Annotated in this window: 24 protein-coding genes; 18 read left to right on the forward strand and 6 right to left on the reverse strand. The window is 70.4% G+C overall.

Annotated features, from left to right (window positions below; all coding sequences use genetic code 11):
- Positions 1-91 precede the first annotated feature (91 nt).
- The 3 genes from QRX60_RS12075 (at position 92) to QRX60_RS12085 (ending at position 2,642) form a co-directional block, all read left to right on the forward strand.
- Positions 92-679 (forward strand): TetR/AcrR family transcriptional regulator, encoded by a 588-nt coding sequence (locus QRX60_RS12075; RefSeq protein WP_286000861.1) that lies wholly within the window; start codon positions 92-94, stop codon positions 677-679.
- Entirely contained in the window at positions 676-1,587 is a 912-nt protein-coding gene (locus QRX60_RS12080) for an SDR family NAD(P)-dependent oxidoreductase (protein WP_286000862.1), read from the forward strand. The genes QRX60_RS12075 and QRX60_RS12080 overlap by 4 nt, the downstream gene beginning before the upstream one ends.
- Positions 1,588-1,817: 230 nt before the next feature.
- Positions 1,818-2,642, forward strand: coding sequence for an endonuclease domain-containing protein (locus tag QRX60_RS12085; protein ID WP_286000863.1), 825 nt, complete (start codon positions 1,818-1,820; stop codon positions 2,640-2,642).
- A gap of 56 nt (positions 2,643-2,698) precedes the next feature.
- On the opposite strand, the gene QRX60_RS12090 is transcribed toward QRX60_RS12085, so the two are convergent.
- Positions 2,699-3,355, reverse strand: coding sequence for a response regulator (locus QRX60_RS12090; RefSeq protein ID WP_286000864.1), 657 nt, complete (start codon positions 3,353-3,355; stop codon positions 2,699-2,701).
- Entirely contained in the window at positions 3,352-4,527 is a 1,176-nt protein-coding gene (locus QRX60_RS12095; RefSeq protein WP_456298893.1) for a sensor histidine kinase, read from the reverse strand. Before QRX60_RS12095 ends, QRX60_RS12090 begins: the two co-directional genes overlap by 4 nt.
- 189 nt (positions 4,528-4,716) lie before the next feature.
- Between QRX60_RS12095 and QRX60_RS12100 the strand changes: the two genes are divergently transcribed.
- From QRX60_RS12100 to QRX60_RS12160, 13 genes are all read left to right on the forward strand, one after another.
- Positions 4,717-6,234, forward strand: a complete 1,518-nt coding sequence (locus QRX60_RS12100) for a dynamin family protein (RefSeq protein WP_286003568.1) — start codon at positions 4,717-4,719, stop codon at positions 6,232-6,234.
- 59 nt (positions 6,235-6,293) lie between these two features.
- On the forward strand, positions 6,294-6,941 hold the full coding sequence (locus tag QRX60_RS12105; RefSeq protein WP_286000865.1) for a hypothetical protein: 648 nt from the start codon (positions 6,294-6,296) through the stop codon (positions 6,939-6,941).
- A gap of 43 nt (positions 6,942-6,984) precedes the next feature.
- Entirely contained in the window at positions 6,985-7,464 is a 480-nt protein-coding gene (locus QRX60_RS12110; RefSeq protein WP_286000866.1) for a YqeB family protein, read from the forward strand.
- On the forward strand, positions 7,461-8,075 hold the full coding sequence (locus QRX60_RS12115) for a TetR/AcrR family transcriptional regulator (protein WP_286000867.1): 615 nt from the start codon (positions 7,461-7,463) through the stop codon (positions 8,073-8,075). The genes QRX60_RS12110 and QRX60_RS12115 overlap by 4 nt, the downstream gene beginning before the upstream one ends.
- Before the next feature lie 48 nt (positions 8,076-8,123).
- Positions 8,124-8,606 (forward strand): nucleotide exchange factor GrpE, encoded by a 483-nt coding sequence (locus tag QRX60_RS12120; RefSeq protein WP_286000868.1) that lies wholly within the window; start codon positions 8,124-8,126, stop codon positions 8,604-8,606.
- Positions 8,603-10,441, forward strand: coding sequence for a dynamin family protein (locus QRX60_RS12125; RefSeq protein ID WP_286000869.1), 1,839 nt, complete (start codon positions 8,603-8,605; stop codon positions 10,439-10,441). The genes QRX60_RS12120 and QRX60_RS12125 overlap by 4 nt, the downstream gene beginning before the upstream one ends.
- Positions 10,442-10,545: 104 nt before the next feature.
- Positions 10,546-11,256 (forward strand): hypothetical protein, encoded by a 711-nt coding sequence (locus tag QRX60_RS12130; protein WP_286000870.1) that lies wholly within the window; start codon positions 10,546-10,548, stop codon positions 11,254-11,256.
- Between the two features lie 350 nt (positions 11,257-11,606).
- Positions 11,607-13,427 carry a phosphoenolpyruvate carboxykinase (GTP) gene (locus QRX60_RS12135; RefSeq protein WP_286000871.1) on the forward strand — a complete coding sequence of 607 codons (1,821 nt, stop codon included), beginning with the start codon at positions 11,607-11,609 and terminating at the stop codon, positions 13,425-13,427.
- 69 nt (positions 13,428-13,496) lie between these two features.
- Positions 13,497-14,339, forward strand: coding sequence for a TIGR03621 family F420-dependent LLM class oxidoreductase (locus tag QRX60_RS12140; protein ID WP_286000872.1), 843 nt, complete (start codon positions 13,497-13,499; stop codon positions 14,337-14,339).
- Positions 14,340-14,352: 13 nt separating this feature from the next.
- Positions 14,353-15,228: an LLM class F420-dependent oxidoreductase gene (locus QRX60_RS12145; protein WP_286000873.1), complete on the forward strand. Its 876-nt coding sequence runs from the start codon at positions 14,353-14,355 to the stop codon at positions 15,226-15,228.
- Positions 15,225-15,830 carry an ABC transporter ATP-binding protein gene (locus QRX60_RS12150; protein WP_286000874.1) on the forward strand — a complete coding sequence of 202 codons (606 nt, stop codon included), beginning with the start codon at positions 15,225-15,227 and terminating at the stop codon, positions 15,828-15,830. Before QRX60_RS12145 ends, QRX60_RS12150 begins: the two co-directional genes overlap by 4 nt.
- Positions 15,824-17,101: a DUF6297 family protein gene (locus tag QRX60_RS12155; RefSeq protein ID WP_286000875.1), complete on the forward strand. Its 1,278-nt coding sequence runs from the start codon at positions 15,824-15,826 to the stop codon at positions 17,099-17,101. Before QRX60_RS12150 ends, QRX60_RS12155 begins: the two co-directional genes overlap by 7 nt.
- 30 nt (positions 17,102-17,131) lie before the next feature.
- Positions 17,132-17,710 (forward strand): EndoU domain-containing protein, encoded by a 579-nt coding sequence (locus QRX60_RS12160; RefSeq protein WP_286000876.1) that lies wholly within the window; start codon positions 17,132-17,134, stop codon positions 17,708-17,710.
- Here the strand turns inward: QRX60_RS12160 and QRX60_RS12165 are convergent.
- The 3 genes from QRX60_RS12165 to QRX60_RS12175 all read right to left on the reverse strand — a co-directional run bounded on the left by QRX60_RS12165 (position 17,707) and on the right by QRX60_RS12175 (position 20,795).
- Positions 17,707-18,438, reverse strand: a complete 732-nt coding sequence (locus QRX60_RS12165; protein ID WP_286000877.1) for a GNAT family N-acetyltransferase — start codon at positions 18,436-18,438, stop codon at positions 17,707-17,709. The two genes, QRX60_RS12160 and QRX60_RS12165, sit on opposite strands and share 4 nt — an antisense overlap.
- 324 nt (positions 18,439-18,762) lie before the next feature.
- Positions 18,763-19,035: a helix-turn-helix domain-containing protein gene (locus tag QRX60_RS12170; RefSeq protein ID WP_286000878.1), complete on the reverse strand. Its 273-nt coding sequence runs from the start codon at positions 19,033-19,035 to the stop codon at positions 18,763-18,765.
- A 140-nt stretch (positions 19,036-19,175) separates the two neighbouring features.
- Positions 19,176-20,795, reverse strand: coding sequence for an alpha/beta hydrolase (locus tag QRX60_RS12175; RefSeq protein WP_286000879.1), 1,620 nt, complete (start codon positions 20,793-20,795; stop codon positions 19,176-19,178).
- A 188-nt stretch (positions 20,796-20,983) separates the two neighbouring features.
- Between QRX60_RS12175 and QRX60_RS12180 the strand changes: the two genes are divergently transcribed.
- Together QRX60_RS12180 and mctP are read left to right on the forward strand one after the other, a co-directional pair.
- Positions 20,984-21,262 carry a DUF3311 domain-containing protein gene (locus QRX60_RS12180; RefSeq protein WP_286000880.1) on the forward strand — a complete coding sequence of 93 codons (279 nt, stop codon included), beginning with the start codon at positions 20,984-20,986 and terminating at the stop codon, positions 21,260-21,262.
- Entirely contained in the window at positions 21,259-22,914 is a 1,656-nt protein-coding gene (gene mctP / locus QRX60_RS12185) for a monocarboxylate uptake permease MctP (RefSeq protein WP_286000881.1), read from the forward strand. The genes QRX60_RS12180 and mctP overlap by 4 nt, the downstream gene beginning before the upstream one ends.
- Here mctP and QRX60_RS12190 read toward each other — a convergent pair.
- Entirely contained in the window at positions 22,911-23,513 is a 603-nt protein-coding gene (locus QRX60_RS12190; protein ID WP_286000882.1) for a hypothetical protein, read from the reverse strand. The two genes, mctP and QRX60_RS12190, sit on opposite strands and share 4 nt — an antisense overlap.
- Positions 23,514-23,520: the final 7 nt, after the last annotated feature.

The following is a 23,520-nucleotide window of genomic DNA, read 5'->3' on the forward strand; positions in this document are numbered from 1 at the left end:
CCTTGCTGGCTCTTCGGCCGATGCGCGATGGGTGATGACCCTGATCCGACCCTGATTCGCGCTCATTAATGAACTGTGGTTCAATAATTCCGTGGCCCGGCCGAGGAGCATCACCGACGAGCGGCTGCTGGGTGCGGCGGAGACCGTGATCGGCCGCTGCGGCCCCGGTTTCACGCTCGCGCAGGTGGCTTCGGAGGCGAACGTCTCGGTCGGCACGGTCGCGCAGCGGTTCGGCTCGAAGAGCGGCCTGCTGCAGGCCATGAGCCGGCGGGCCACGCGGCGGGCGGTCGAGCACATGCGGGCGTGCGCCGAGCGGGCGGACGACCCGGTCGACGGCCTGCGCGCCGCGGCGGTGTCGGTCTACGCGGTGCTGGGCGACGCCGAAGAGGCGGCGAACCACCTCGGCCAGCTCGGCGTGGACATCGGCGACCCGGTGCTGCGGTCGCTGCTGGGCGAGCACTTCACGGCCGTCGAGGAAGAGCTCCGGCGGCTGGTGCGCGCGGCGGCGGGGTCGCTGCCGCACGCGCCGAGCGTGCCGCGGGCGGCCCGTGCCGTGCTCGGGGTCATCAACGGGGTGTCGATCGACTGGTCGATCCGGCCGCACGGGCGGCTGGCCGACCGGCTGGCGGAGGACGTCGACGCGGTGCTGACCGCGTGGCGGGGACGGGAGGACGCATGAGCTTGGAAGGAAAGGTCGCGGTCGTCACGGGGGCGACCCGGGGCTGCGGGCGGGCGATCGCGGTGGAGCTGGGCCGCGCGGGCGCGACGGTGTACGTCACCGGCCGTACGACGCGCGAATCGGCGTCACCGCTGAAGCGCCCGGAGACGATCGAAGAGACGGGCGAACTGGTGGAGGCGGCCGGCGGTCGCGCGGTGGTCGTCCGCTGCGACTTCACGTCGGTGTCCGATGTGGACGCGTTGAAGGCGCGCATCGAGTCCGAAGTGGACGGAATCGACATCCTGGTCGACGACGTCTGGGGTGGCGACATGTACTTCCACTTCGACGCGCCGTTCTGGGAGACACCGCTGGAGGACGCGCTCACCCTGACGCACAACGCGCTCGACACGCACCTGATCGCGCTGCACAAGCTGCTGCCACTGGTGGTGGCCCGCCGCGGGCTGGTGCTCGAGGTGACCGACGGCGACAACGACGACTACGTCGGCGCGGGCCTCCCCTATTACCTGGCGAAGTGCGGCATCCGCGCCCTCGGCCGGGCGCTGGGCGTGGAGCTGAAGAAGAACGACTGCGTCGGGCTCGCCGTGACGCCGGGCTTCCTGCGGTCGGAGTCGATGCTGGACCACTTCGAGGTCACCGAGGAGAACTGGCGCGACGCGGTGGGCAAGCTCGCCCCGGTCGACTTCAAGATCTCCGAGACGCCGTACCTGCTGGCGCGCGGCGTCGCGGCCCTGGCGCAGGACCCGGACGTCGCGCGCTTCGCGGGCCGGACGCTGGCGTCGTGGACGCTGATGAAGGAGTACGGCTACACCGACGTCGACGGCGACCGCCCGGACTTCGGCCGCTGGATCACCGAGGTCCGCAACGCGGGCAAGGACCCGGCAACCACCCCACCGACCAACTTCCGCTAACCGAACCCGCCACTTTCCCTGGGAAAGTGCCGCCCCTGGGGCTCCAAGACGGCACTTTCCCTAGGAAAGATGCGGGGTTGGGGAGGGATTTCGGGGGATGTGGACAAGCAGGCCGTAGTTGATCTTCAACGGGGCTGGTTGTCGGTCGTGTGACGCAGGTTTGGCGGGTGTTCCGACTTCGTAGCAGTGACCTGGTCGACTTTGCCGAGCCCTTCATCGGGAGCCACGCCGTGGCCGAAGAGGCGTTGACGTTGTGCGACTTGCGGTCTCCGTTGTTCACCCGCTTGTTCCGGAACGTCTACGTCGCCTCGACGACCGAAGTCACGCACGCGATGCGGTGCCGGGCCGCTGCTCTGCTTGCACCGAGCAGAGCTGTCCTGACCGGGTGCTCGGCAGCGGCCATCTGGGGTCTCGACCTGGTCGGTCCGCAGGACTTGGTCGAATTCGTCGTGCCCGAGAACCTGAAGTTCGACCGGCAGGCCGGACTGCACATCCGGCGGACCAGCCGGGTGATCGACAGCGAGCCGTGGGGTGACATCCAGCTCGCCACGCCTCTGCGGCTCGCGTTGGACGTCGCCACGAACACCAGGTTGCATCGTTCGCTTCCCCGGACCGTCGGCTACCTCGACGCCTTCCTCGGCAGCGGGCTGGTCGACCTGGCCGAGCTGCGCCGCTATCTCGGACCGCGCCGGGACAACGGAATGGTGCGAGCCAGGAAGGCGGTCGCGCTGGTTAATGCGCGCTCGGAGAGCGTGCCCGAGTCCGAACTGCGGGTGTGGCTCACCGTCGCCGGGCTCAAGCCCGAGGTCCAAGTTGACGTCGTAGCGGCGTCAGGCAGCTTCCTCGGTCGCCTTGACCTGGCGTTTCCGGCGCAGAAGCTGGCCGTCGAGTACGACGGCGAGTGGCATCTCGACGGCATCCAGCCGCGCCTCGACGCGCAGCGCCGCGCCGCGATCGAGGCCGAGGGATGGCGCTTCGTGATCGTCACCAAGGCTGACTTGTACGGCGATCCGAAGCGAGTGGTCGCGACCGTCCGGTCGTCACTTTCCCTATGAAAGATGCGTCCGGAGGCCCTCCGTGCGCATCTTTCATAGGAAAAGTGCAGCTTCCGTTAGGCGAGGCCGGGGCGCGCGAGGCCGGTTTCGTAGGCCAGCACCACGGCCTGCACCCGGTCCCGCAGCTCCAGCTTCGCCAGGATCCGCCCGACGTGCGTCTTCACCGTCGCCTCCGAGAGGAACAGCGCCTCCGCGATCTCCAGGTTCGACATGCCCTTGGCGATCAGCACGAGCACCTCGCGCTCGCGGTCGGTGAGCACGTCCAGCTCCGCGGTGTCCCGCATCGGCGCGCCGCCAGTGCCGACGAAGCGGTCGAGCAGCCGGCGGGTCACCGACGGCGAGACCACCGCGTCGCCCGAGGCGACCGCCCGCAGCGCCGAGACCAGGTGGTCGGGCTGGGTGTCCTTGAGCAGGAACCCGCTCGCCCCGCCCTGCAGCGCCGAGTAGACGTACTCGTCGAGGTCGAACGTCGTCATCACCAGCACACGCGCGGTGCCGGCGGCGACGATCCGCTTGGTCGCCTCCACGCCGTCGAGCACCGGCATCCGGACGTCCATCAGCACGACGTCGGGGCGCAGCTCCTCGGCCATCCGGATGGCCTGCGCGCCGTCGCCGGCCTCGCCGACGACGTCGATGTCGGCCTGTGCGCCCAGGACCATCCGGAACCCGACGCGCATGAGTTCCTGGTCGTCGACGACCACCACACGGATCACTTGTCCAACCTAACCGGCAGGGCCGCGCGGACCTGCCACCCACCGCCCGGAGCCGGGCCCACGTCGAGGGTCCCGCCGTACACGTGCGCGCGTTCGCGCATGCCGATCAGGCCGTTGCCGCCCGGCAGCCGTTGCGAACCGGGCGCGGTCGCGGCCAGCTGCGGGACGCGGCCCGCGCCGTCGTCGGAGACCAGGACCTCCACCAGGTCGCCGGTGCGGTGCACCCGCACCGCCGCGGTCGCGCCGCGGCCGGCGTGCTTGAGCGTGTTCGTCAACGACTCCTGGACGATCCGGTAGATCCCCAGCGAGACGCCGGCGGGCAGGTCGCCGAGGTCGTCGGTCTCCAGCTCCACCGGCACCCCGGCGGCGCGCATCCGGTCGGCCAGCTCGGCGAGGGCGTGCGCGTCCGGCTGCGGCACGCGGGGCTCGCCGTCGGCGTCGTCGCTGCGGAGCACGTCGAGCAGGCGCCGCAGCTCGCCGAGCGCGCCGCGGCCGGTCTCGGAAATCGTTTGCAGGGCCCGCTGAGCGAGCTCGGGGTTGCTCTGGATCGCGTAGGACGCGCCGTCGGCCTGCACCACCATGACGCTCACCGCGTGCGCGACGACGTCGTGCAGCTCGCGTGCGATCCGCCCGCGTTCCTCGGCCACCGCGATCCGGGTGGCCTGGTCCCGTTCGGTTTCGAGCAGGTGCAACCTGGCCTCCACTTCCACGTCGTAGGCGCGCCGGGCGCCGACGAACTCGCCGAGCGTCCAGCACAGGGCGATGCCGAACGCGAGGAACAGCACCGCGATGAGGAGCTCGTCGTCCAGTGGGGCCAGTGCCAGCTGCACGGCCGACGAGACGACGACCGCGCCGACGAAGATCAGGCCCTGCCGCCGTCCGGCGTAGACGACGACCGAGTAGATGCTCATCGCCAGCCCGGCGGCGCTGCCGATGCCGAGCATCAGGGTGGCGTGCACGACGCTGACCACGAGCACGCTGTAGGCCGACCACAGCGGTGACTTCCGCCGGAACACCAGCGGCGCGACCATCGCGATGTTGACCGGCACGGCCACGTACCAGGGCGGCAGCTCCGGCAGCTCGGCGAACCGGTCGGCGACGAACAGCAGCAGGTCGACCAGGCCGAGCAGGACGGCGAGCACCGTGTCGCCCGCCATGGGGTGGGCACGCATCCAGAGGCTCAGCCGTCGCACCAGGTAACACTAGGTCCCGGGGTGGAGACCGCGCGTCGGTCGGCGGTACCACCTTCGGTGCGACCTCCGGATGAGGCCCATGGCACGATTCAGGGGGTTGTCCGTACGACGGGAGGGCTGGGGGCCGTGACGTCACCGGAGCAGGGCCGGCTCGCCGGTCCGCTGTCGATGTCGGTGGCCAACCTGTGTCACCGCCTGCAGTCGCAGGTCTCCGCGCGCACCGCGGCCGGTTTCGCGGAGGTGCTGCGCCGGCTCGGCGCGCCGCTGCAGGTGGCCGTCGCCGGGCGGATCAAGTCGGGCAAGTCGACGCTGGTCAACGCGCTGATCGGGCGCCGGGTCGCGCCGACCGACATCGGTGAGTGCACGCGGCTGGTGACCCGGTTCCAGTACGGCACGGTCGACCGCGTCGAGATCGTCTTCACCGACGGCCGCAAGCAGGTGCTCCCGTTCGCCTCCGACGGGATGATCCCGGCGGAGCTGGGCGTCGACATCGAGCAGGTGTCGCACATCGAGGCGTACCTGACCAACGCCGTCCTCCAGGGCATGACGGTGATCGACACCCCCGGTCTCGGCTCGCTCGACGCCGCTTCGGTGTCCCGCACCGAGCAGCTCCTGGGCGCCGCGAAGCACCGCAAAGACGACGAGGACGAAGAGGGCTCGGACGAGCTCGACGACACCTCGCGCAGCGCGGTCGCCGGTGCCGAAGCCGTGCTCTACGTCGTCACCCAGGGCGTCCGCGCCGACGACCAGCAGGCCCTCGCCGCCTTCACCGCGGCCACCGCGAGCCGCGAAGCCGGCCCGGTCAACGCCATCGCCGTGCTGAACAAGGCCGACACCATCGCGCCGGAGTCGGTCGAAGGCGCGGACGGCGACGTCTGGAAGGCCGCGACGATCCTGTCCGAGAAACAGGCGTCGACGTTGAAGCCGCGCGTCGCCGACGTGCTGCCGGTGATCGGGCTGATCGCCGAGTCCGCGGAGTCCGGCGGGTTCACCTCCGCCGACGCGGAGGCGCTGCGGCAGCTCGCCGACCTCGACGACGACGTGCTGCAGACCATGCTGATCTCGGCCGACATCTTCACCAGCTGGGAGTGCGACGTCCCGTCGGGCACCCGGCTGCGGCTGCTGGAGAAGCTCGACCTGTTCGGCATCTCGCACGCCGTCGAGGCGATCCGCAAGGAGCCGGAGATCACCGCGGGCTCGCTGCGGCGCTCGCTGCTCGACGCGTCCGGGCTGGAGTCGGTGCGCCAGCGCCTGTCGGTGGTGTTCGCCGCCCGCGCCGACGGCATCAAGGCGGCCGCCGCCCTCGCCTCGGTCACCGCGCTCGCGCACGCCTCGGGCGACCCGGCCGAGCGCCAGCGCGTCCACGACGCCATCGAGGTGCTGCTCGCCAAGCCCGAGGCCCACCAGCTGCGGCTGCTCGAAGCCCTGACGCTGGTCGCGTCCGGCGCGGTCGACATGCCGGAGGACCTGTCGGAGGAGGTGCTGCGGGTCGGCAGCAACGCCGACATCGGTGCCCAGCTCGGCAAGCCCGGCGCGCCGCGACCGGAGCTGGCCGCGCACGCGCTCGAGCGCGCGGGCTGGTGGCGCTCCTTCGCGTCCTTCGGCGCGACACCCGCGCAGAGCCGTGTCGCGCACGTCGTGCACCGGGCGTACTTCTTGATGTGGCAACAGGTGCGCGAAGCCTGAGTTTGTTTCTGCTTGCCGAATCTCGCTGGTAGGGGCGCTTTTCCGCGTACTGTTGAGACGTGCGCCTAGAAAACACGACATCCTGGCGAGCCGGCTGGAGCAGCGAGAACGAGATCGACGTCGCGCTGTACATCCGTGACGCCCTGGCCCTGTCCGTTTCCGAAGGACAGGTGCTGCCGCCCGTGGAGCCGCGGGTCCCGGTGCACGTCCCGCCCGAGGTCGACCGCGCGGCCGTCCAGGCGCAGTGGGCCGACTGGTGGGTCGACCTCCTGGCCTTCCTCCGCAACCGCGAGGACCCGGACCCGCGCAGCCCGCGTTCCCGCTACGGCAGGCCCGCGCTCGCGCAGGGTTCGGCGATGCGGCAGGCGCTCGACTTCTTCGGCCCGGCCGCGGCCCGCCACTTCGCCAACGCGCGCGGGCCCGCCCTGCGCGGCGCGGGCGAGCCGGCGGGCGGCACGCCGTGGGCGCCCGGCTTCTACCGGCGCCAGATCGTGGCCGGCGAACGCCTCGGCCAGCTGGTGCGCGAGGCCGAGGTCCGGCTGGGGCGGCGGGCCTACCCGTTCCGGCTGAACGTCATCGAGATCTCCGTCGCCGGGTCGATCTGGCTGCGCACGGCCGACGACCAGCTGCTCGTCTCGTCCCGGCTCGCCGAAGACGGTCCCGGCCTCGAGGCCGTGCTCCGCAAGGTGATCGACGAGTTGGTCTGAGCCCGGCTTTCATAAACCGAGCACGCGGTCTAATAATGGCGGTATGGAGACGACCGTCGACGAGCCGCCGTGGCTGCGCACCGCGTCCTGGATCGGCTGCCCGCTGGCCGGCGGCGCGCTCGGCGTGGGGGTCTGGGCCGTCGCCGCGTGGGTCACCGCTCTGCCGGCCTTCCCGTTCCAGGGTGTGTTCAAGGTGCTCACGAAGCTGCCGCAGCCGTGGGCGACGCTCGCCGCGGTCGCCGGCGGGCTGGTGCTCGGCCTGGTGTTCGCCGTGGTCTGGGCGGTCGAGCGACTGGTCGTCACGGTGTCGCCGACCCGGGTCACGCTGGTCCGCGGTGACAAGACCCGCCGCATCGAGGCCGACCTCGAAGCCGTCTACCTCGACGGCAAGGAGCTCGTCCTGCGGACCATCGACGGCCGGGAGATCGCCCGCGAGAAGACCGACCTGCGCAACCACGAACTGGCGCCTGCCTTCGCCGAACACGGCTACCCCTGGCGCGACGAGCCGCCGGTCGAGCGATGAGGACGGTCGATCCGGCCAAGCACGCGGCCAAGCGCGCCACGATCGTCGACGCCGCCGCCGGCTGCTTCGCCGAGAAAGGCTTCGAGCGGACGACGACGGCGGACATCTGCCGCGCCGCGGGCATCAGCTCCGGCAGCCTCTTCCACTACTTCCCGAACAAGCGCGCGATGTTCACGGCGATCTTCACCGACGACGCCGCCGAGACGGCCGGACGCCTCGAAACCGCGGCAAAGGCCGACGACCAGTGGGAAGCGCTGCTCGACGTCGTCACCGAGCTGGCCGGCCAGGTCGCGCACCCCGCCGTCGTCCGGCTGGTCCTGGAGGCCGCGGCGCAGGCCGCCCGCGACGACGAGTTCGCGGAACTGATCCGGCGCAACGACGGCGCCCTCCGCGACGGCCTGGCCGTGCTGGTCGAGCGGGCCGCCGACGCCGGGCTGATCGACCCCGGCGTCACTGCGCGCGCGGCCGCCGGCTGGGTCGCCGGGCTGATCGACGCGATGATTTTGCGGGCCAGTCTCGACCCGGACCTCGATCTGCCCGCGGAACAGGCGGTCCTCCGGACGATCCTGGTCCGGTTCCTTCGTCCCGTTTCGCCCCCGGATGGCGCTTGAGTCCGCCAAACTGGTGGAATCTGGCGGGACCGGGACGAGGTGGTGCTCATGGCGTGGTTTCGCAAGGACGGATCCGTCGATCCCGACGACACCCCCACCGGCCAGATCGCGGCCGTCAGCATCGCGCAGATCATCGAGCAGGCTGATGCGGAAAAGGGAACCGAGAGCGCCGCGACCGCGTCGGACACCGATGTGCACCCCTTGCAGCAGCCGGTCGCCGCGACCGACCTCGAGCGTGCCCTCGCCGATAGGCACGCGCTGATCCAGATGTGCCTCTACGCGCTGGATCGCGCGCGCAGCGGCGGCGTCGTCGAACGCCTCGAAGAAGGCCTCGCCGCCATCGGCGTCCAGGCCCTGCGGCCCGACGGCGAGCGGTTCGACCCGGCCCGCCACGAGGCCGGCGGCGCGATCCCCACCGAAGACCCGGCGCTCGACGGCGTCGTCGCCGAAACCGAAGTCACCGGGTTCGCCGACCACGACCGCCTGCTGCGGGCCCCGATCGTCACCGTCTACGCGAAGAAGAGCCCGTGAGCGCACCGACCGCGCCGAGCCTGCCCTCGCAGGTCGCGGCGGCGCGAGACCAGCTGCTGACCGTCGTCCGCGACGCCGACCCGGACGCCGCCAAGTGGGTCGACGCGGTCCGGCGGGCCCGGCCGAAGAAGCCGGCCGTCGTGGTCGTCGGCGAGACGAACCGCGGCAAGAGCTCCCTGGTCAACGCGCTGCTCGCGACCCCGGGACTGTCCCCTGTGGACGCCGACGTCGCCACCGCGACCTACCTGGTGTTCGACCACGCCGACGCGTGGGGCGCGCAGGCCTGCTACCCCGGTCAGCTGGCGCCGGTGCCCCTCGACCTCGGCCAGCTGATCAACTGGGTCTCCGCCGCGCACGAGCTGCCGCCGGGCCAGATCCCGCCGCGGTACGTCGAGGTCACCGGGCCGGTGCCGCTGCTCGAACGGCTTTCGCTGGTCGACACCCCGGGCGTCGGCGGGCTCGACTCGATGCACGGCGAGCTCGCGAAGGAAGCGGCCGCGGGCGCGACCGCGCTGCTGTTCGTCGTCGACGCCTCGGCGCCGTTCACCTCGACCGAGCTGCAGTTCCTGCGCGACGTCGGCGAACGCGTCGAAACCGTGGTGTTCGCCCTGACCAAGGTGGACATGTTCCGCGGCTGGCGCGAGGTCATGGAGGCCGACCGGCAGCTGCTGCGCGAGCACGCGCCGCGCTTCGCCGACTCGGTGTTCCACCCGGTCTCGGCGCGGATGTTCGAGACGGCGGCGAAGGCGCCCAACGAGCAGATGGCCGCGATGCTGCGGGAGAAGTCCGGCGTCGCCGCGGTGCAGATGGCGCTGCAGGAGCTGCTCGTCGGCCGTTCGGCCATGCTCGGCGAGGCGAACACGCTGCGTGCGCTCTCCAGTGCGCTCGGTGAGCTGAAGGCGAAGCTGCAGGCCGAGAGCCGGGCGCTGTCCGCGGGCGAGGCCGAGGCCGAGGTGCTGCGCGAACGCCGTGACCAGCTGCAGGCCGAACGCCGGACGTCGACCCGCGGCTGGCAGCTGAAGCTGCGCGGCGAGGTGCAGCGCACGCGCGTCGAGGTCCTGCACGAAAGCAGCCGGCAGATGCGGGACGCGCAGACCCACTTCCGCCAGCTGATCGACGCGGCGAAGCGCGACGAGCTGACCGCGCTGCCGCAGCAGGTCGACATCGCGCTGCAGACGACGTCGCAGCGGATCTCGATGCTGCTTTCCCAGCGCCTGAACCAGGTCACCAACGTCTCGCTGTCGGAGCTGTTCTCCGCCGAGGAGCTCGACGTCATCCGCGCGCAGTTCGCCCGGGCCGGCGGCCCGCCGGTGGTGCTGCGTCCGCCGGACAAGAAGCCGCCGACGGCCGAGGACAAGCTGCTCGTGTTCATGGGCATCTCGGGCGGTGTCGGCGCCGGCAAGGTGGCCGCGCTGCCGCTGGCCGGCGTCGCGATCCTCAACCCCGTCGTGCTGCCCGCGACGATCATCATCGGCCTCGGCGCCGGCTGGTGGATGGCCCGCACGCGCAAGCACGCGGCCGACAAGCAGCACATGAAGCAGTGGCTGGTCGAGGCCATCGCGGACGCCCGCTCGACGCTCGACCAGCTCGTCGCCGAGCAGCTCATCGAGGCCGAACAGCAGCTGTCGATGGCGCTGGACGAGGCCCTCGGCCGGCGCATCGACGCGATCGAGGCCGAGCTGAAGGAAGTCGACAAGACGATCAAGATGGGGGCCCAGGAGCGGGCCAAGAAGATCGCGATCGTGTCGAAGCGGCTCAAAGAGGTCAGCGACGGCCGTGAGCGGGCCGAAGCCTTCCTGACGCGGATCCGGGCACTGCGGGACAAGGCGGCCTGACCGCCCGTCCGGTTGTGGAGCGGAACCGAACGGGCCTACGGTGAGTCATACCCTCCGACAGCAGGTCAGAGACGGCGTTACCCGGTTCAAAGGGGGAAGTTCCCATGTGGGTCGACGAGAGCGGCGGCAGCGACACCGATGCCAGCGGCACCGAGGCGATGACCGTCCACGTCGACGGCCAGGAGTACCAGGCCGAGGTCAACTACGACGTGAACGAGGACGGCGTCAACGACACCGCGATCGTCGAGCACGACGACGGCACGTCCCAGGCCTTCATCGACACGAACCACGACGGTGAAGCCGACCAGTACGCCGTGCTGGACGACACCGGGCACGTCGTCGAGCAGGCCGTCTACGACGAGGCCAGCGGCGAGTGGGTCGAGGCCTCCGGGGGCGGCCACGACGACTCCGGCACGAGCGGCCACGACGACAGCTCCGGCGGCCACATCCACGCGGACATGCCGGACGGCGAGGTCGACGCGGGCGCGGCGACGATCGACACCGACCACGACGGCCACAACGACACCGCCATCGTCGAGACGAAGAGCGGCGGCACGATCGCCTTCACCGACAAGGACGGCGACGGCGAAGCCGACATCGCGGTGCAGACCGACGCGGACGGCACGACCACGACGTTCGAGCACAGTGGCCCCGGCCAGTGGACCGAAGTCTCGAGTGGACTGCTGGACTCCGGCAGCGAGCAGCAGCTCGGCGACCCGGCCGACGACGCCGCGTGGGGCGCGGCCGGAACGCAGACGCTCGAGGGCGTCGCGCGCATCGACTCCGGCACCGGGCAGTGGATCTCGCCCAACTGAAACGTAACCCAGGTCACATTTTGAAAGCCCGGTGCGCGAGCGCCGGGCTTTCTTCATGTCGCAAATGAAAACGACCAGGTCACGGGCGTGATCGCAGTCACCGGAAGATTTACTGCGAATGCACCGATCCGGTGACGTCTGAATCGATTCCCTTATCGTTCTTGTGAGAGAACGTACACGTCAGCTATCGGTTACCTGCCGGTCATGCGGCTACTCTCGGGGAATCCCAAAACACGCACACCGGTTCGCCAGCCGGTGTGCGAAGCCATTCGGTCGCCGGCAATGAAGCCCGCACCAGGACAGCGTCGTTCCGGTGCGGGCTTGTTTGTCGTCGGAAGTCAGGAGTAGAGATGACCGCAGTCGCCATCCCCGGACTGGACACCGCGCCGACGACGCACAGTGGCGTGCTGTCCTTCGTCCGGGAGGTCGCCGAACTGACCACCCCGGACCGCGTGGTGTGGGTCGACGGGTCTGACGAAGAAGCCGCCCGGATCAACCAGGAGCTGGTCGACTCGGGCACGTTCGTGCAGCTCAAGTCGAAGCCCAACTCCTTCTGGGCCACTTCCGACCCGAACGACGTCGCCCGCGTCGAAGACCGGACCTTCATCTGCTCGAAGCGTCCCGAGGACGCCGGTCCCACCAACAACTGGATGGACCCGGCCGAGATGAAGGCCACCATGACCGAGCTCTTCCGGGGCTCGATGCGCGGCCGCACGATGTACGTCATCCCCTTCTGCATGGGCCCGCTCGCCGACGAGAATCCCAAGCTGGGTATCGAAATCACCGATTTCGCCTACGTTGTCGCCTCGATGCGCGTGATGACCCGCGCGGGCAAGGCGGCCCTCGACAAGTTCGTCGCGCCGGATGGCAGCGAGCGTGAATTCGTGCCCGCGCTGCACTCCGTGGGTGCGCCGCTCGAGCCGGGCGAGAAGGACGTTTCCTGGCCCTGCAACACGACGAAGTACATTTCGCACTTCCCCGAGGAGCGCGCGATCTGGAGCTACGGCTCGGGATACGGCGGCAACTCGCTGCTGGGCAAGAAGTGCTACTCGCTGCGCATCGCCTCGGTGATGGCCCGCGACGAGGGCTGGCTCGCCGAGCACATGCTGATCCTCAAGCTGATCTCGCCCGAGGACAAGGTCCACTACGTCGCGGCCGCGTTCCCGAGCGCCTGCGGCAAGACCAACCTCGCCATGCTGCAGCCGACCATCCCGGGCTGGCGCGCCGAGACCCTGGGCGACGACATCGCGTGGATGCGCTTCGGTGAGGACGGCCGCCTGTACGCGGTCAACCCCGAGTTCGGCTTCTTCGGCGTCGCGCCGGGCACCGACTGGCACACCAACCCGAACGCCATGCGCACGATCGAGAAGGGCAACACGGTCTTCACGAACGTCGCCCTGACCGACGACGGCGACATCTGGTGGGAGGGCATGGAGAACAAGCCGGCCCACGCCATCTCGTGGAAGAACGAGGACTGGACGCCGGACTCCGACGAGAAGGCCGCCCACCCGAACTCGCGCTACTGCACGCCGATGTCGCAGTGCCCGATCCTCGCGCCGGAGTGGGACGACCCGAAGGGCGTGCCGATCTCGGCGATCCTGTTCGGTGGCCGTCGCAAGACGACGGTGCCGCTGGTGAACGAGGCCCGCGACTGGCAGCACGGCGTGTTCATGGGTGCCACCATGTCGTCGGAGACCACGGCGGCCGCGGCCGGCGCGGTCGGCAACGTGCGCCGCGACCCGATGGCGATGCTGCCGTTCCTCGGCTACCACGCCGGTGACTACTTCAAGCACTGGCTGAACCTCGGCAAGAACGCCGACGCGAACAAGCTGCCGAAGATCTTCTACGTCAACTGGTTCCGCCGCGGTGACGACGGCCGGTTCCTGTGGCCGGGCTTCGGCGAGAACTCGCGCGTCCTCAAGTGGATCATCGACCGGGTCGAGGGCCACGGCACCGCGACCGAGACGCCGATCGGCTTCGTGCCGAAGGCCGAGGACCTCGACACCGAGGGCCTCGACGAGCCGATCGAGGACATCCAGGCCGCTCTCGACGTCAAGCCCGAGGAGTGGCGCGAGGAGCTGCCGCTGATCGAGGAGTGGTTCGAGAAGATCGGCGAGGTCCCGACGTCGCTGCGGGACGAGCTCGACGCGCTGGCCCAGCGCCTCGCCTGAGGCTCACCGACGAGAAGGGGACGTCCCTCGGGGCGTCCCCTTCTCCGCGTCTGCGGGTAGGTTCACGCCATGAGACCGTTCCGCTTCGGGGTGGCACTGGTGGCGCCCGGCTCCCGGGCCGAGTGGGTGGCGAAGTGCCGCCGGGCCGAGGACCTCGGCTACGACGTCGTCGGGGTCGTCGACCACCTCGGGCGGGTCGCGCCGGTGCCGGCGCTGCTGCTCGCCGCCGAGGCCACCGAGCGGGTCCGGCTGAACACGTACGTGCTCAACGCGAGCTTCCACAACCCGGTCCTGCTGGCCCGCGACCTCGCCGGGCTCGACGAGTTCACCGAGGGGCGCCTGGAGATCGGGATCGGTGCCGGGTACGTCCGCGCGGAGTTCGAGGCCGCCGGGATCGACTGGGGCACGCCCGGGCAGCGGTTCGCGCGGGTCCGAAGCGCGGTCGCCGAAATCGAGCGCGCTTACGAGTCCCGCCCCCGGCCGCCGCTGCTGCTCGGTGGCCGCGGTGACCGCATGCTGAGCTTCGCCGCCGAGCACGCCGACACCGTCGCCTTCACCGGCACCGCGCCCGGCGCGGCCGAGGGACGGCTGGCCCTGGCCGGTCCCACCGCGCTCGCCGAGCGCGTCGACTTCGTGAAACGGGCGCTCGGCGGTCGCGACGCCGAGCTCAACCTGCTGATCCACTTCATCCGGATCACCGGCGACCGGCGGGCGGCGCTCGAAGCGGCCCACCGGCTCGTGCCGCACCTCGGTGCCGACGAGCTCGGCGAGCTGCCCACGGTGGTCGTCGGCTCCGCGGAAGCGGCGGCCGAGCAGCTGCTGCGCACACGGGAGACGCTCGGCGTCAGCTACTTCACGGTGATCGAAGAGGACCTGACCAGGCTCGCCCCGGTGATCGAAAAGCTCCGCTGAGTACCTTGGTCGCATGACTGGGGATTTCCGCTTCGGCGTCAACATGGTGGTGCCGGACAGCCGTGCCGCGTGGGTCGAGAAGTGCCGCAAGGTCGAGGACCTCGGCTACGACGTGCTGTCCGCGGCCGACCACCTCGGCATGGCGCCGCCGTTCCCGGCGCTCGTGCTCGCCGGCGAGGTCACTTCGCGCGTCAAGCTGAACACCTTCGTGCTCAACGCGCCCTTCTACAACCCGGTGCTGCTCGCGCGGGACGTCACGGGCACCGACCAGTTCACCGAAGGCCGCCTGGAACTGGGGCTCGGCGCCGGGTACGTCAAGGAGGAGTTCGAGGCGGCCGGGATGCCGTTCCCGTCCGCGCGCGAACGCGTCGACCACCTCGAGCGGACGATCATCGAGCTCAAGCGGCTCTACGCCGATCCGGAGCACAAGCCGGCGCCGGTCCGCGCCGAAGGGCCGCCGTTGCTGCTCGGCGGCCGCGGCGACCGCATCCTGACCCTCGCCGCCGAGCACGCCGACACCATCGGCTTCACCGGCACGTCGAAGACGACGGACGGTGCCCCGCTCGGCCTGGCCACGGCCGAGGACATCGAGGAGCGCGTCGGGTTCGTCCGGTCGAAGCTCGGGGGCCGCGAAGCCGAGTTCAACCTGCTCTGCCACTTCGTGAACATCACCGAAGACCGCAAGGCGGCGCTGGAAGACCTCGAAAAGCTGGTCGGCGGTCAGCACTCCGTCGCCCAGCTCGCCGAGCTGCCGACCGCGCTGATCGGCTCGCCCGCCGAGGTCGCCGACCAGCTCCACGCGCACCGCGAGCGGTTCGGCCTGACCTACTACACCGTCCTGGAGCAGAACATGGAGCAGTTCGCCCCGGTGCTCGAGGCGCTCCGATGATCGACGCGAAGGGCATCGGCGTCCGCGCCGGCGAACTGTGGCTGTTCGACGACCTGGACTTCTCCGTCGACCCCGGCGAGTGCGCGGCGATCGTCGGGCCCAACGGGGTCGGCAAGTCGACCCTGATGCGCTGCTTCTACGGCATGCAGATGCCGCAGCGGGGCCGCGTGCTGGTGGACGGCAAGACGCCGGACGAGCGCGACGTCGAGTTCCGCCGCAAGGTGTCCGTGCTGTTCGACGACTCCGACTTCTTCGCCGAGCTGACCCCGCTGCAGCACCTCGAGCTCCTGGCCGGCACGTTCGGCGCCGACCTCGGCGACCACGAGGAGCTGCTGCGCGACGCGGGCCTGGGAGAACGCATGCGCGTCACGTCCGGGCACTTCTCCGCGGGCCAGCGCCGCCGGCTGCTCCTGCTCGGCGTCACCGCGCGCCCGCACCGGGTGCTGCTGCTCGACGAGCCGGAGCGCGCGCTCGACACCGCGGGCAAGGAGTGGCTGGTCGAGGTGATCGCCCGGTCGACGGCGGCCGGCGCGGCGGTCGTGGTGGCCACGCACCACCCGCCGCTGCTCGAAGCCGCAGACAGCGTCCTAGAGCTGTGGTGACGATCGCGCCGCGCCGGATGCGGATCCCGGGCCGGAAGCGGTTCGGCGGGATCTTCAGCGGCGACACGGCTTCGTTCGTCTTCCTGTTCGGCTTCGGGTTCCTCTTCACCGCGTTCTTCCACGTCGACGCCTGGCGGCAGGCCGTCTACGGCTCGTCCCACGCGGACTTCCCGGCCGTGCTCGGGCTGCTCACGCTGTTCTGCGCGGTCGGCTGGCGCGGCCTGCTGCGCCGCGGGTTCGTGTGGGTCGAGCCGGCCGAGCTGACCTGGCTCGACTTCGCCCCGGTGGACCGCGGCCGCGTCGTCACGCTGAGGCTGCTCGGCGCCTGGACCGGCGTGGTGGCGGTGACCGGCTACCTGGCCGCGCTGATGCTCGCCGTCGGCGGGGCCGGGCTCGACCAGTGGCGTGCGGGCATCGCCGTCGTCGCCGCGACCGCGGTGGTCGCGTTCGTTTCGGCCCGGCGGACGTCGTTGCGGTTCGACGTGGTCGGCCCGTTGGCGCTGGCCGTCGTCGGGCTGGCGATCGCCGCCTTCGGCCTCGGTCCGGTGAGCGTGCAGTTCGTCGCGGCGGGCGTGCTGGTCGCGGCGCTGCCGCTGGCGTTCGGCGGCGAGCCGGTGCCGCGCGCGGGCCGGTCCACGCTGCTCGCCGGGTGGGACGGCCGGGTGCTGCGCTCGGTCGCCGTCACCTTCCTCGACCCGATGATGCTGCTCCCGCCGTCCGCGCCGATCGGTGTTTCCCTCCGGACGCCGACTCCGTTGCGGCTGGCGGTGGCGGGCACGCTCGGCCGGTCGCGCTACGCGGGGGCGGCGGTGCTGGTGGGCTTCGCGGTGGTCGTCGCGCACATCGCGCTGCCGACCCTGCCGGTCGCGGTCCTGGCCGGCCTCGGCGCGTACGTGGCGCTGACGCCGTACGGCGCCGGGCTCGGCGAGCTGTGGCGCAACCCGGGCCGTCGCCGCTGGCTGGGGTCGTCGAACCGCGAGCTGGTCCTGGCGCACGGCGTGGTGCTCGCCGTCGCCGGCCTGCTCTGGGCGGGCGTGCTCGCCGTGGTGGCCTTCGCGGCCGGGACGTCGTTCGCCCTGTCCGCGTGGCTGGCGGTGCCGCTGGCGGTGCTGTCGATCCTGCGCACGGTCACCCGGACGGCCGTCGACTACGCCAACCCGGGCTTCGTCGACACCCCGATGGGCCCGATGCCCGCCAACCTGACCCGGCAGCTCTTCCGCGGTCCGGACCTGCTGGTCGCCGGCATCGTAGTGCTCTCGGCCGCCATTTGACCTACGCTCGTTCCGACGAAGGGAGCACCCGTGGGCGGCGGACACGCACCGGGCGTCGGGCGGAGGGCGACCAGCGAGTTCCCGCCCGGCTGGAGCAACGAGCACATCATCTCGGTCGTCAAGGACGTCGCGAACGACCCGAGCGAAGCCCGGTGGCAGCAGCTGAACGGCCGCTGGCGCTGCGCGGGCGAGCGGTTCAACGTGCACCTGATCGTGCTGGTCGAGGAGAACGGCCAAGTCCACACGGCGTACCCGGTGGCGGGACCGGGAGTGGTCCGCAACGCCGACGCGGCCCGCGACCCGGCGAACCCGACGGTGGCGGACCTCAAGGAGAACCGGATCAGCTTCTTCGCCGACAGCGTGCTGACGAGCCTCGCCGACCGGCTGTCCCCGGAGCAGTACACGCACTACCGGACGCTGCTGTGGTCCGGCGAGTGGGAGGAACTGGCCGACGTCCTGGCGGCCCACGCGGTCAAGGTCGGGTTCGCCTTCTCCGCGGACGAGTTCTCCGACTTCGAGAAGCTGCTCAACAGCTACGACCTGCCGGTCCCGGCGTGCGCGTTCCTCAACGACCGCGAGCACATCCTGAACCAGCTGCGCCCGGTCTAACTGAAGTCGTAACCGGTGAAGTCGGCGAGCGGCACATAGCCGATCCGCTGGTAGAGGGCGTTGCTGGTGGCATTGGCGGGATCCGTGAACAGCACGACGTCCGTCGCCCCCGCGGCCAGCGCGGCCCGGCTCACCTCGACCGTGACGGCGCCGCCGTAACCACGCCCCCGGAAGCGGGCCGGGGTGTAGACGGGGTCGACCCGGACCATCCCGGCCACCATCGACGTCGAGCCCGCCATGGCGACGGGAACGTCGGTCTCCCAGAACGTGAAGCGCTTGCCGGCGAAGCGTGAGCCGGCCCAGGAGTCCACGGTTTCCCCGACCGCGGCGGCGAACTCACCGCACCAGCGGACGACGTCCGCGCGGTCCGCCGCGCCCAGCACGCGACCCCGGCCCGCCGGGACCGGCTCCGGTGGGGTGAGCGTGCCGAGCCGATGCAGCCGGACCCGCACGCCGGGTACCGCCGTCGCGCCGGTACGCCGCTGCCACGCCCCGGCGAAAGCGGTGGCGGTGTCGTGGTCCGCTGTGACGCCGGAAAGCAGGGGGCCGAGGTCGGCCAGGTGCCCGGCGAGGGCGCCGGCTCGCCCGGCCGGGAGGTGGGTGACGGTCAGGCGGCGTGATGGGCGGCGGTAGAAGATCGCCTGGACCTCGCCCTCGTCCTCCAACCAGCCGAAGGTGGTGCCCTCCGCCCCGCACGTCCGCAGCTTCTCGACGGTCGTCAACGGCATGGTGTGGAGTGCGGGACGCGAACGCAGGAAGTCTCCGGTTCGGGCGAGGAACTCTTCGACGTCTCCGGTGAGGTGCACCAAGTGTCGTGCGTCTGAGGTTCGTTGATCGCGGCCCGGCCCTGCGCGCCAAAGTGGCATCGGGTGCATCGGACCTGGATCTGCCGAGGGTCGCGGCGGCGGGGCCGGCGACATGAATGAGTCATTCATGTCGCCGGACGAGGTGAATGACTCATTCATGTCGCCGCGGGAGGGGTTGCACGGGCCGAGGTCTCGTGGCGCAGGCTCTCGACACCTCGAACGGCAAACAACTTGCAACGCGCGGCACTAGCTCGCCTGGGAAAGCGGTGGCGAGCCGGCCGGCGCGACGGCCGCCCGCAGCTCCTCCAACGGCAACCCCACCGCGTCCGCGATCGCCGCGACCGTGAAGAAGGCCGGCGTGGGAATCCGCCCGGTCTCGATCTTCCGCAGCGTCTCGACCGAGATCCCGGCCTCGCCGGCGACCTCGACCATGCTCCGGCCGGCCCGCGCCGTCCGCAGCGCCTGGCCGAGGCGTTCGCCTCGTTCGCGCTCTTCGTCCGTCAGCGGTACCCGCACCATGGCACCAACTTTAATACCACCGCGGGGCACGGGGGGAACACCACCCGAGTTGTCCACCGCCTGTGGACAACTCTGTGCACAGGTGTGGAAAGGGCCCCGCCGGACCGAAGTCCGGCGGGGCCCCACAACACCTGGTGGCGTCAGGCTCCCGGAGGCACCGGAAGTGCCACACCCGGCAGGCTCTGGTCGTTCGGCACCACGCCGTCGACCAGGTAGGCCTCCACGACCTTGTCCACACCCGCGTTGCCGCCGGCGTAGATGCCGTGGTCACCCTCGCCGGTGATCGTCAGCATCCGCGAGTTCTCGAACGCCTTGTGCGCGCGCCGCGCACCCTCGATCGGCGTCGCCGGGTCGTGCTCCGACTCGACGATCAGCACCGGCGGGACGCCCTTGCCGTTGAGCACCGGCAGCGGGGCCGGCGGCTTCTTCCAGAACAGGCACGGCTGGATGAACCAGCCCGCGCCGAGCAGGGGCAGCTGCTGGTCGATCAGCTTCTGCGACTGCTTGATGGCGCTCTGGGTCGAGCCGGTCCACGGACCCTCGTTGCACGGGATCGTCCAGAACGACGCGTCGTAGGCGTCGCCGTCGGTCGGGACCATCAGCGGCTGCGCGCCGGAGGTCTCGGTGCTCTTGTCGGCGGCCTTGACCTTCTGCGCGGCCGACGTCTTGGCCTGCGCCGAAGCGGTGCCCTGGGTCAGCGTGCGGACGCTGACCAGGTAGTCGGCCAGCCCCGGGAACGAGCGCTTCGAATAGATCGAAGACGCGATGAAGGAGTCCAGGCCGTTGGCCGAGACGGTCGAGCCGTCGGGCAGGGTGACCGCGCCCTGGGTCAGGGCGTAGCGGACCTGCTCGTAGGTCTGGCGGGCGGCCTCGCCGGTGGTGCCGAAGTGGTAGAGCTTGTCGTACTTCGCCATCCACGGGAGGAAGTCCTGCCGCCAGCGGCGCTCGAAGCCGAGCGGCTGCCAGTCGAACGACTTCTGCCAGGTCGTGGTGAACTCCGTCGAGGAGTCGAGGACGAACCGGCCGGTGCGCGTCGGATAGGCCTGCGCGTAGTGCGCGCCCATCCACGTGCCCGCCGAGTAGCCGACCCAGTTGATCTTGTCGCGGCCGAGCAGCACGCGCAGCAGGTCGATGTCCTTGACCGTCTGGTCGGTGTTGATCAGCGGGCCCAGCTCGCCGGACTTCTGCTGGCAGGACAGCGCCGCGTACTTCGTCGCCTGGAGGATCAGGTTCAGGTTCTGCTTGCTGCGGTCACGCGGGTCGAGGTCCGAGCCGGTGCCGATGGCGCCACCGCACGTGATGTTCGTGCTCTTGCCGGTGCCGCGCGGGTCGAACCCGACGATCTCCTGGTGCTCGCGCAGCTTGGGCTGGTTGCGCAGGCGGGCCGGGAAGTTGCGCCCGGGCGCCCCCGGGCCGCCCGGGTTGGTGACGACGCTGGCCGTCGCGTCCTTCGTCGCCTTCAGCCGGCTGACCGCGATGGTCAGGTCGATCTGGGCGTTCGCCTGGTACCAGTTGCGCGGCGTCTTGTAGGTCGCGCACTCCATGTCCTCGGCGCCTGCGGGCGGGGCCGTCGGCAGCTCGTCCGGAACGGCGCACTTGTGCCAGCTCAGCGTCTGGTTCGCGTACTGCGGCGGGATGTTCGTGGAGTTCAGCGGCTGCTTGCCGGCCGCGGCATCCTGGCCTGCGAACGCAGGGGTGAACCCGGCCAGCAGGGTGCCGGCGATCGCCGGGATCACCACCGCGTAGCGGAGTCGTGTCATACGGTTGCCCCTTATCGGGTTTTCGCGTGCGAGTCCGGCTATTCCTATAGGCCGGGTGGGGGCGGGGCAACCGACGTTGGTCGGCAACGCGGACCGCGGCGATCAAATCGATATCGGACAGACGTGACGTCCCGTCACCCAGGTTCTAAGGTCGAGCGGTCGGGTTACGGGAGTGTTAGGTGAGGTCGATGTCGACTGTGAAGCACGACGGAAAGGTGCGCGGGCTGCAGTTCAACCCGTGGAACCTGCTCCTGATCGTCCCGCTGCTGGTCCTGGTCACGCCACTGTTCAACTTGGACGGTCCGCGGCTGTTCGGGATGCCGTTCTTCTACTGGTTCCAGTTCCTCATGGTCGCGGTGGGAGTGCTCAGCACCTGGATCGTCTACATGATGACGCGGGCCAAGCCGACCGTGGACGCGCCGGACAAGCTGAGCGTCGAGGACCTGGACGAGGGGGACGCTCGATGAGCAACCTGCAGTGGCCCGAACTGATCATCTTCACGATCCTGTTCGCGCTGGTCACGGTCCTCGGGTTCATGGCGTCGCGCTGGCAGCGCGGCAGCACGCTGGACCACCTCGACGAATGGGGCCTCGGCGGCCGCAAGTTCGGCTCGTGGATCACCTGGTTCCTGCTCGGCGGTGACCTCTACACGGCGTACACGTTCGTCGCGGTGCCCGCGCTGGTGTTCAGCGCCGGCGCGCTCGGCCTCTACGCGCTGCCGTACACGATCGTCGTCTACCCGATCGTGTTGCTCCCGGCGCTGCGGATGTGGTCGGTCTCGCGGGTCCGCGGCTACGTGACCCCGGCCGACTTCGTGCGCGGGCGCTTCGGCTCCCCGATCCTCGCGCTGCTGGTGGCGATCACCGGCATCGTCGCGACCATGCCGTACATCGCGCTGCAGCTCGTCGGCCTCGAAGCCGTGCTGCGGACGATGGGCATCAACGGCTCGGGCATCGTCGGCCACCTGCCGCTGCTGGTCGCCTTCGTCATCCTGGCCTTCTACACCTACCAGTCCGGCCTGCGGGCGCCCGCGCTGATCGCGTTCGTCAAGGACATCCTGATCTACATCGTGATCCTCGTGGCGATCATCTACCTGCCCTCGAAGCTGGGCGGCTGGTCGCACATCTTCGACACGGCGGCGAAGAAGCTCGGCACGCCGAGCCCGGCCACCGGCAAGCCGGCCGGGTCGATCCTGCTGACCGCCAACAACCAGCTGCAGTACGCGACGCTGGCGCTGGGCTCGGCGCTGGCGCTGTTCCTCTACCCGCACTCGCTGACCAGCGTGCTGGCTTCGCGCGGGCGCAACGTCATCAAGCGGAACATGGTCGCGCTGCCGGCGTACTCGCTGGTGCTCGGCCTGCTGGCGCTGCTGGGGTACGTGGCGATCACGGCGGGCATCAAGCCGCTGACGAACGCGGCCACCGGCAAGGCGGACGGCAACACGATCGTCCCGGTGCTGTTCGACAACCAGTTCTCGTCGTGGTTCGCCGGCATCGCGTTCGCCGCGATCGGCATCGGCGCGCTGGTGCCGGCCGCGATCATGTCGATCGCCGCGGCCAACCTGTGGACCCGCAACATCTACAAGGAGTACATCCGCAAGAACGCGACACCGCAGGAAGAAGCGAAGCAGGCGAAGCTGGCTTCGCTGGTCGTGAAGCTCGGCGCGGTGGCCGTGATCATCCTGATCGACCCGCAGTTCTCGATCGACCTCCAGCTGATCGGCGGCGTGCTGATCCTCCAGACGCTGCCGGCCGTGGCGCTCGCGCTGTACACGCGCTGGCTCCACCGCTGGGGCCTCATCGCGGGCTGGGTCGTCGGCATCGGCTGGGGCCTGATCATGCTGTACGGCATCCCCAACCCGGCCAACGGCAAGCAGCACTTCGGCGGTTCGGCGCTGGCCCTGGGCAACATGTCGATCTTCGGCTGGCACCCGTTCTCGGGTTCCCAGGTCCAGATCTACGTCGGCTTCGTCGCCCTGATCGCCAACCTGGTGGTCGCGGTGGTCGTCACGGTGATCGCCCGCCAGATGAAGGTGTTCAACGGCACCGACGACACCAACGCCGAGGACTACCACGCCGACGAGAACGACAAGGACCTGCGGCCCATCGGTGTCCACTAAGGACGGTTCTTGAGCACCAGCGTCCGCGAGACGAGGTAGAGCACCAGCCCGTTGAGCAGGTGCCAGAGGAAGTGCGTGCCGACCGGGACGTAGTCGCACACGTCCCGGTCGAGCGTGCGCAGGCTCAACGAGAGCGCGAAGACCGCACCCGCGACGGCGAAGTGCGTCCAGTACGCGTCGCGCTCGAAGGCCCGTAGCGCGGCGAAGATCCCGAGCCCGATCAGTGCGGAGAGGTAGAGGCCACCGCCGAGCAGCGCGGTGACCACGGTGAGTGCGAGGAACGCGGGCGCGGCGAGCCAGGCCGGCCGCCGGCGGTAGAAGACGCGCCCGAACAACACGGCGTACACCAGCACGAAACCGAGGATGCTCACCGAATCCGCGACGGCGGCCCAGCGCGTCGCGAGCAGGTGGAAGACACTGCTGGCCACGAACACGAGCCCGATCAGCCCGGCGAGCACCCGTCCGAGGCGATCGCCCGCGGCCAGCCGCCAAACCAGCACGGCGGCGACGAGGAACGCGAGATTGCTGAGACTGTTGAGCGGCTCACCCCAGAGCCCGGGCCCGACGCGTTCGCAGTACCCGTCGACGTAGTCCGTCACAGGCACA

The sequence above is a fragment of the Amycolatopsis mongoliensis genome (assembly GCF_030285665.1).
Taxonomy (GTDB): Bacteria; Actinomycetota; Actinomycetes; order Mycobacteriales; family Pseudonocardiaceae; genus Amycolatopsis; species Amycolatopsis mongoliensis.

Bases quoted from the DNA above. Each gene is read 5' to 3' on its own strand.
- QRX60_RS12170 (WP_286000878.1), bottom strand. From the start codon at position 19,035: ATGGTGCGGGTACCGCTGACGGACGAAGAGCGCGAACGAGGCGAACGC.
- QRX60_RS12100 (WP_286003568.1), top strand. From the start codon at position 4,717: ATGTCGGTGGCCAACCTGTGTCACCGCCTGCAGTCGCAGGTCTCCGCG.
- QRX60_RS12095 (WP_456298893.1), bottom strand. From the start codon at position 4,527: ATGCGTGCCCACCCCATGGCGGGCGACACGGTGCTCGCCGTCCTGCTC.
- QRX60_RS12135 (WP_286000871.1), top strand. From the start codon at position 11,607: ATGACCGCAGTCGCCATCCCCGGACTGGACACCGCGCCGACGACGCAC.
- QRX60_RS12175 (WP_286000879.1), bottom strand. From the start codon at position 20,795: ATGACACGACTCCGCTACGCGGTGGTGATCCCGGCGATCGCCGGCACC.
- QRX60_RS12080 (WP_286000862.1), top strand. From the start codon at position 676: ATGAGCTTGGAAGGAAAGGTCGCGGTCGTCACGGGGGCGACCCGGGGC.
- QRX60_RS12120 (WP_286000868.1), top strand. From the start codon at position 8,124: ATGGCGTGGTTTCGCAAGGACGGATCCGTCGATCCCGACGACACCCCC.
- QRX60_RS12145 (WP_286000873.1), top strand. From the start codon at position 14,353: ATGACTGGGGATTTCCGCTTCGGCGTCAACATGGTGGTGCCGGACAGC.
- mctP (WP_286000881.1), top strand. From the start codon at position 21,259: ATGAGCAACCTGCAGTGGCCCGAACTGATCATCTTCACGATCCTGTTC.
- QRX60_RS12110 (WP_286000866.1), top strand. From the start codon at position 6,985: ATGGAGACGACCGTCGACGAGCCGCCGTGGCTGCGCACCGCGTCCTGG.
- QRX60_RS12165 (WP_286000877.1), bottom strand. From the start codon at position 18,438: ATGCCGTTGACGACCGTCGAGAAGCTGCGGACGTGCGGGGCGGAGGGC.
- QRX60_RS12180 (WP_286000880.1), top strand. From the start codon at position 20,984: ATGTCGACTGTGAAGCACGACGGAAAGGTGCGCGGGCTGCAGTTCAAC.
- QRX60_RS12140 (WP_286000872.1), top strand. From the start codon at position 13,497: ATGAGACCGTTCCGCTTCGGGGTGGCACTGGTGGCGCCCGGCTCCCGG.
- QRX60_RS12150 (WP_286000874.1), top strand. From the start codon at position 15,225: ATGATCGACGCGAAGGGCATCGGCGTCCGCGCCGGCGAACTGTGGCTG.
- QRX60_RS12115 (WP_286000867.1), top strand. From the start codon at position 7,461: ATGAGGACGGTCGATCCGGCCAAGCACGCGGCCAAGCGCGCCACGATC.
- QRX60_RS12130 (WP_286000870.1), top strand. From the start codon at position 10,546: ATGTGGGTCGACGAGAGCGGCGGCAGCGACACCGATGCCAGCGGCACC.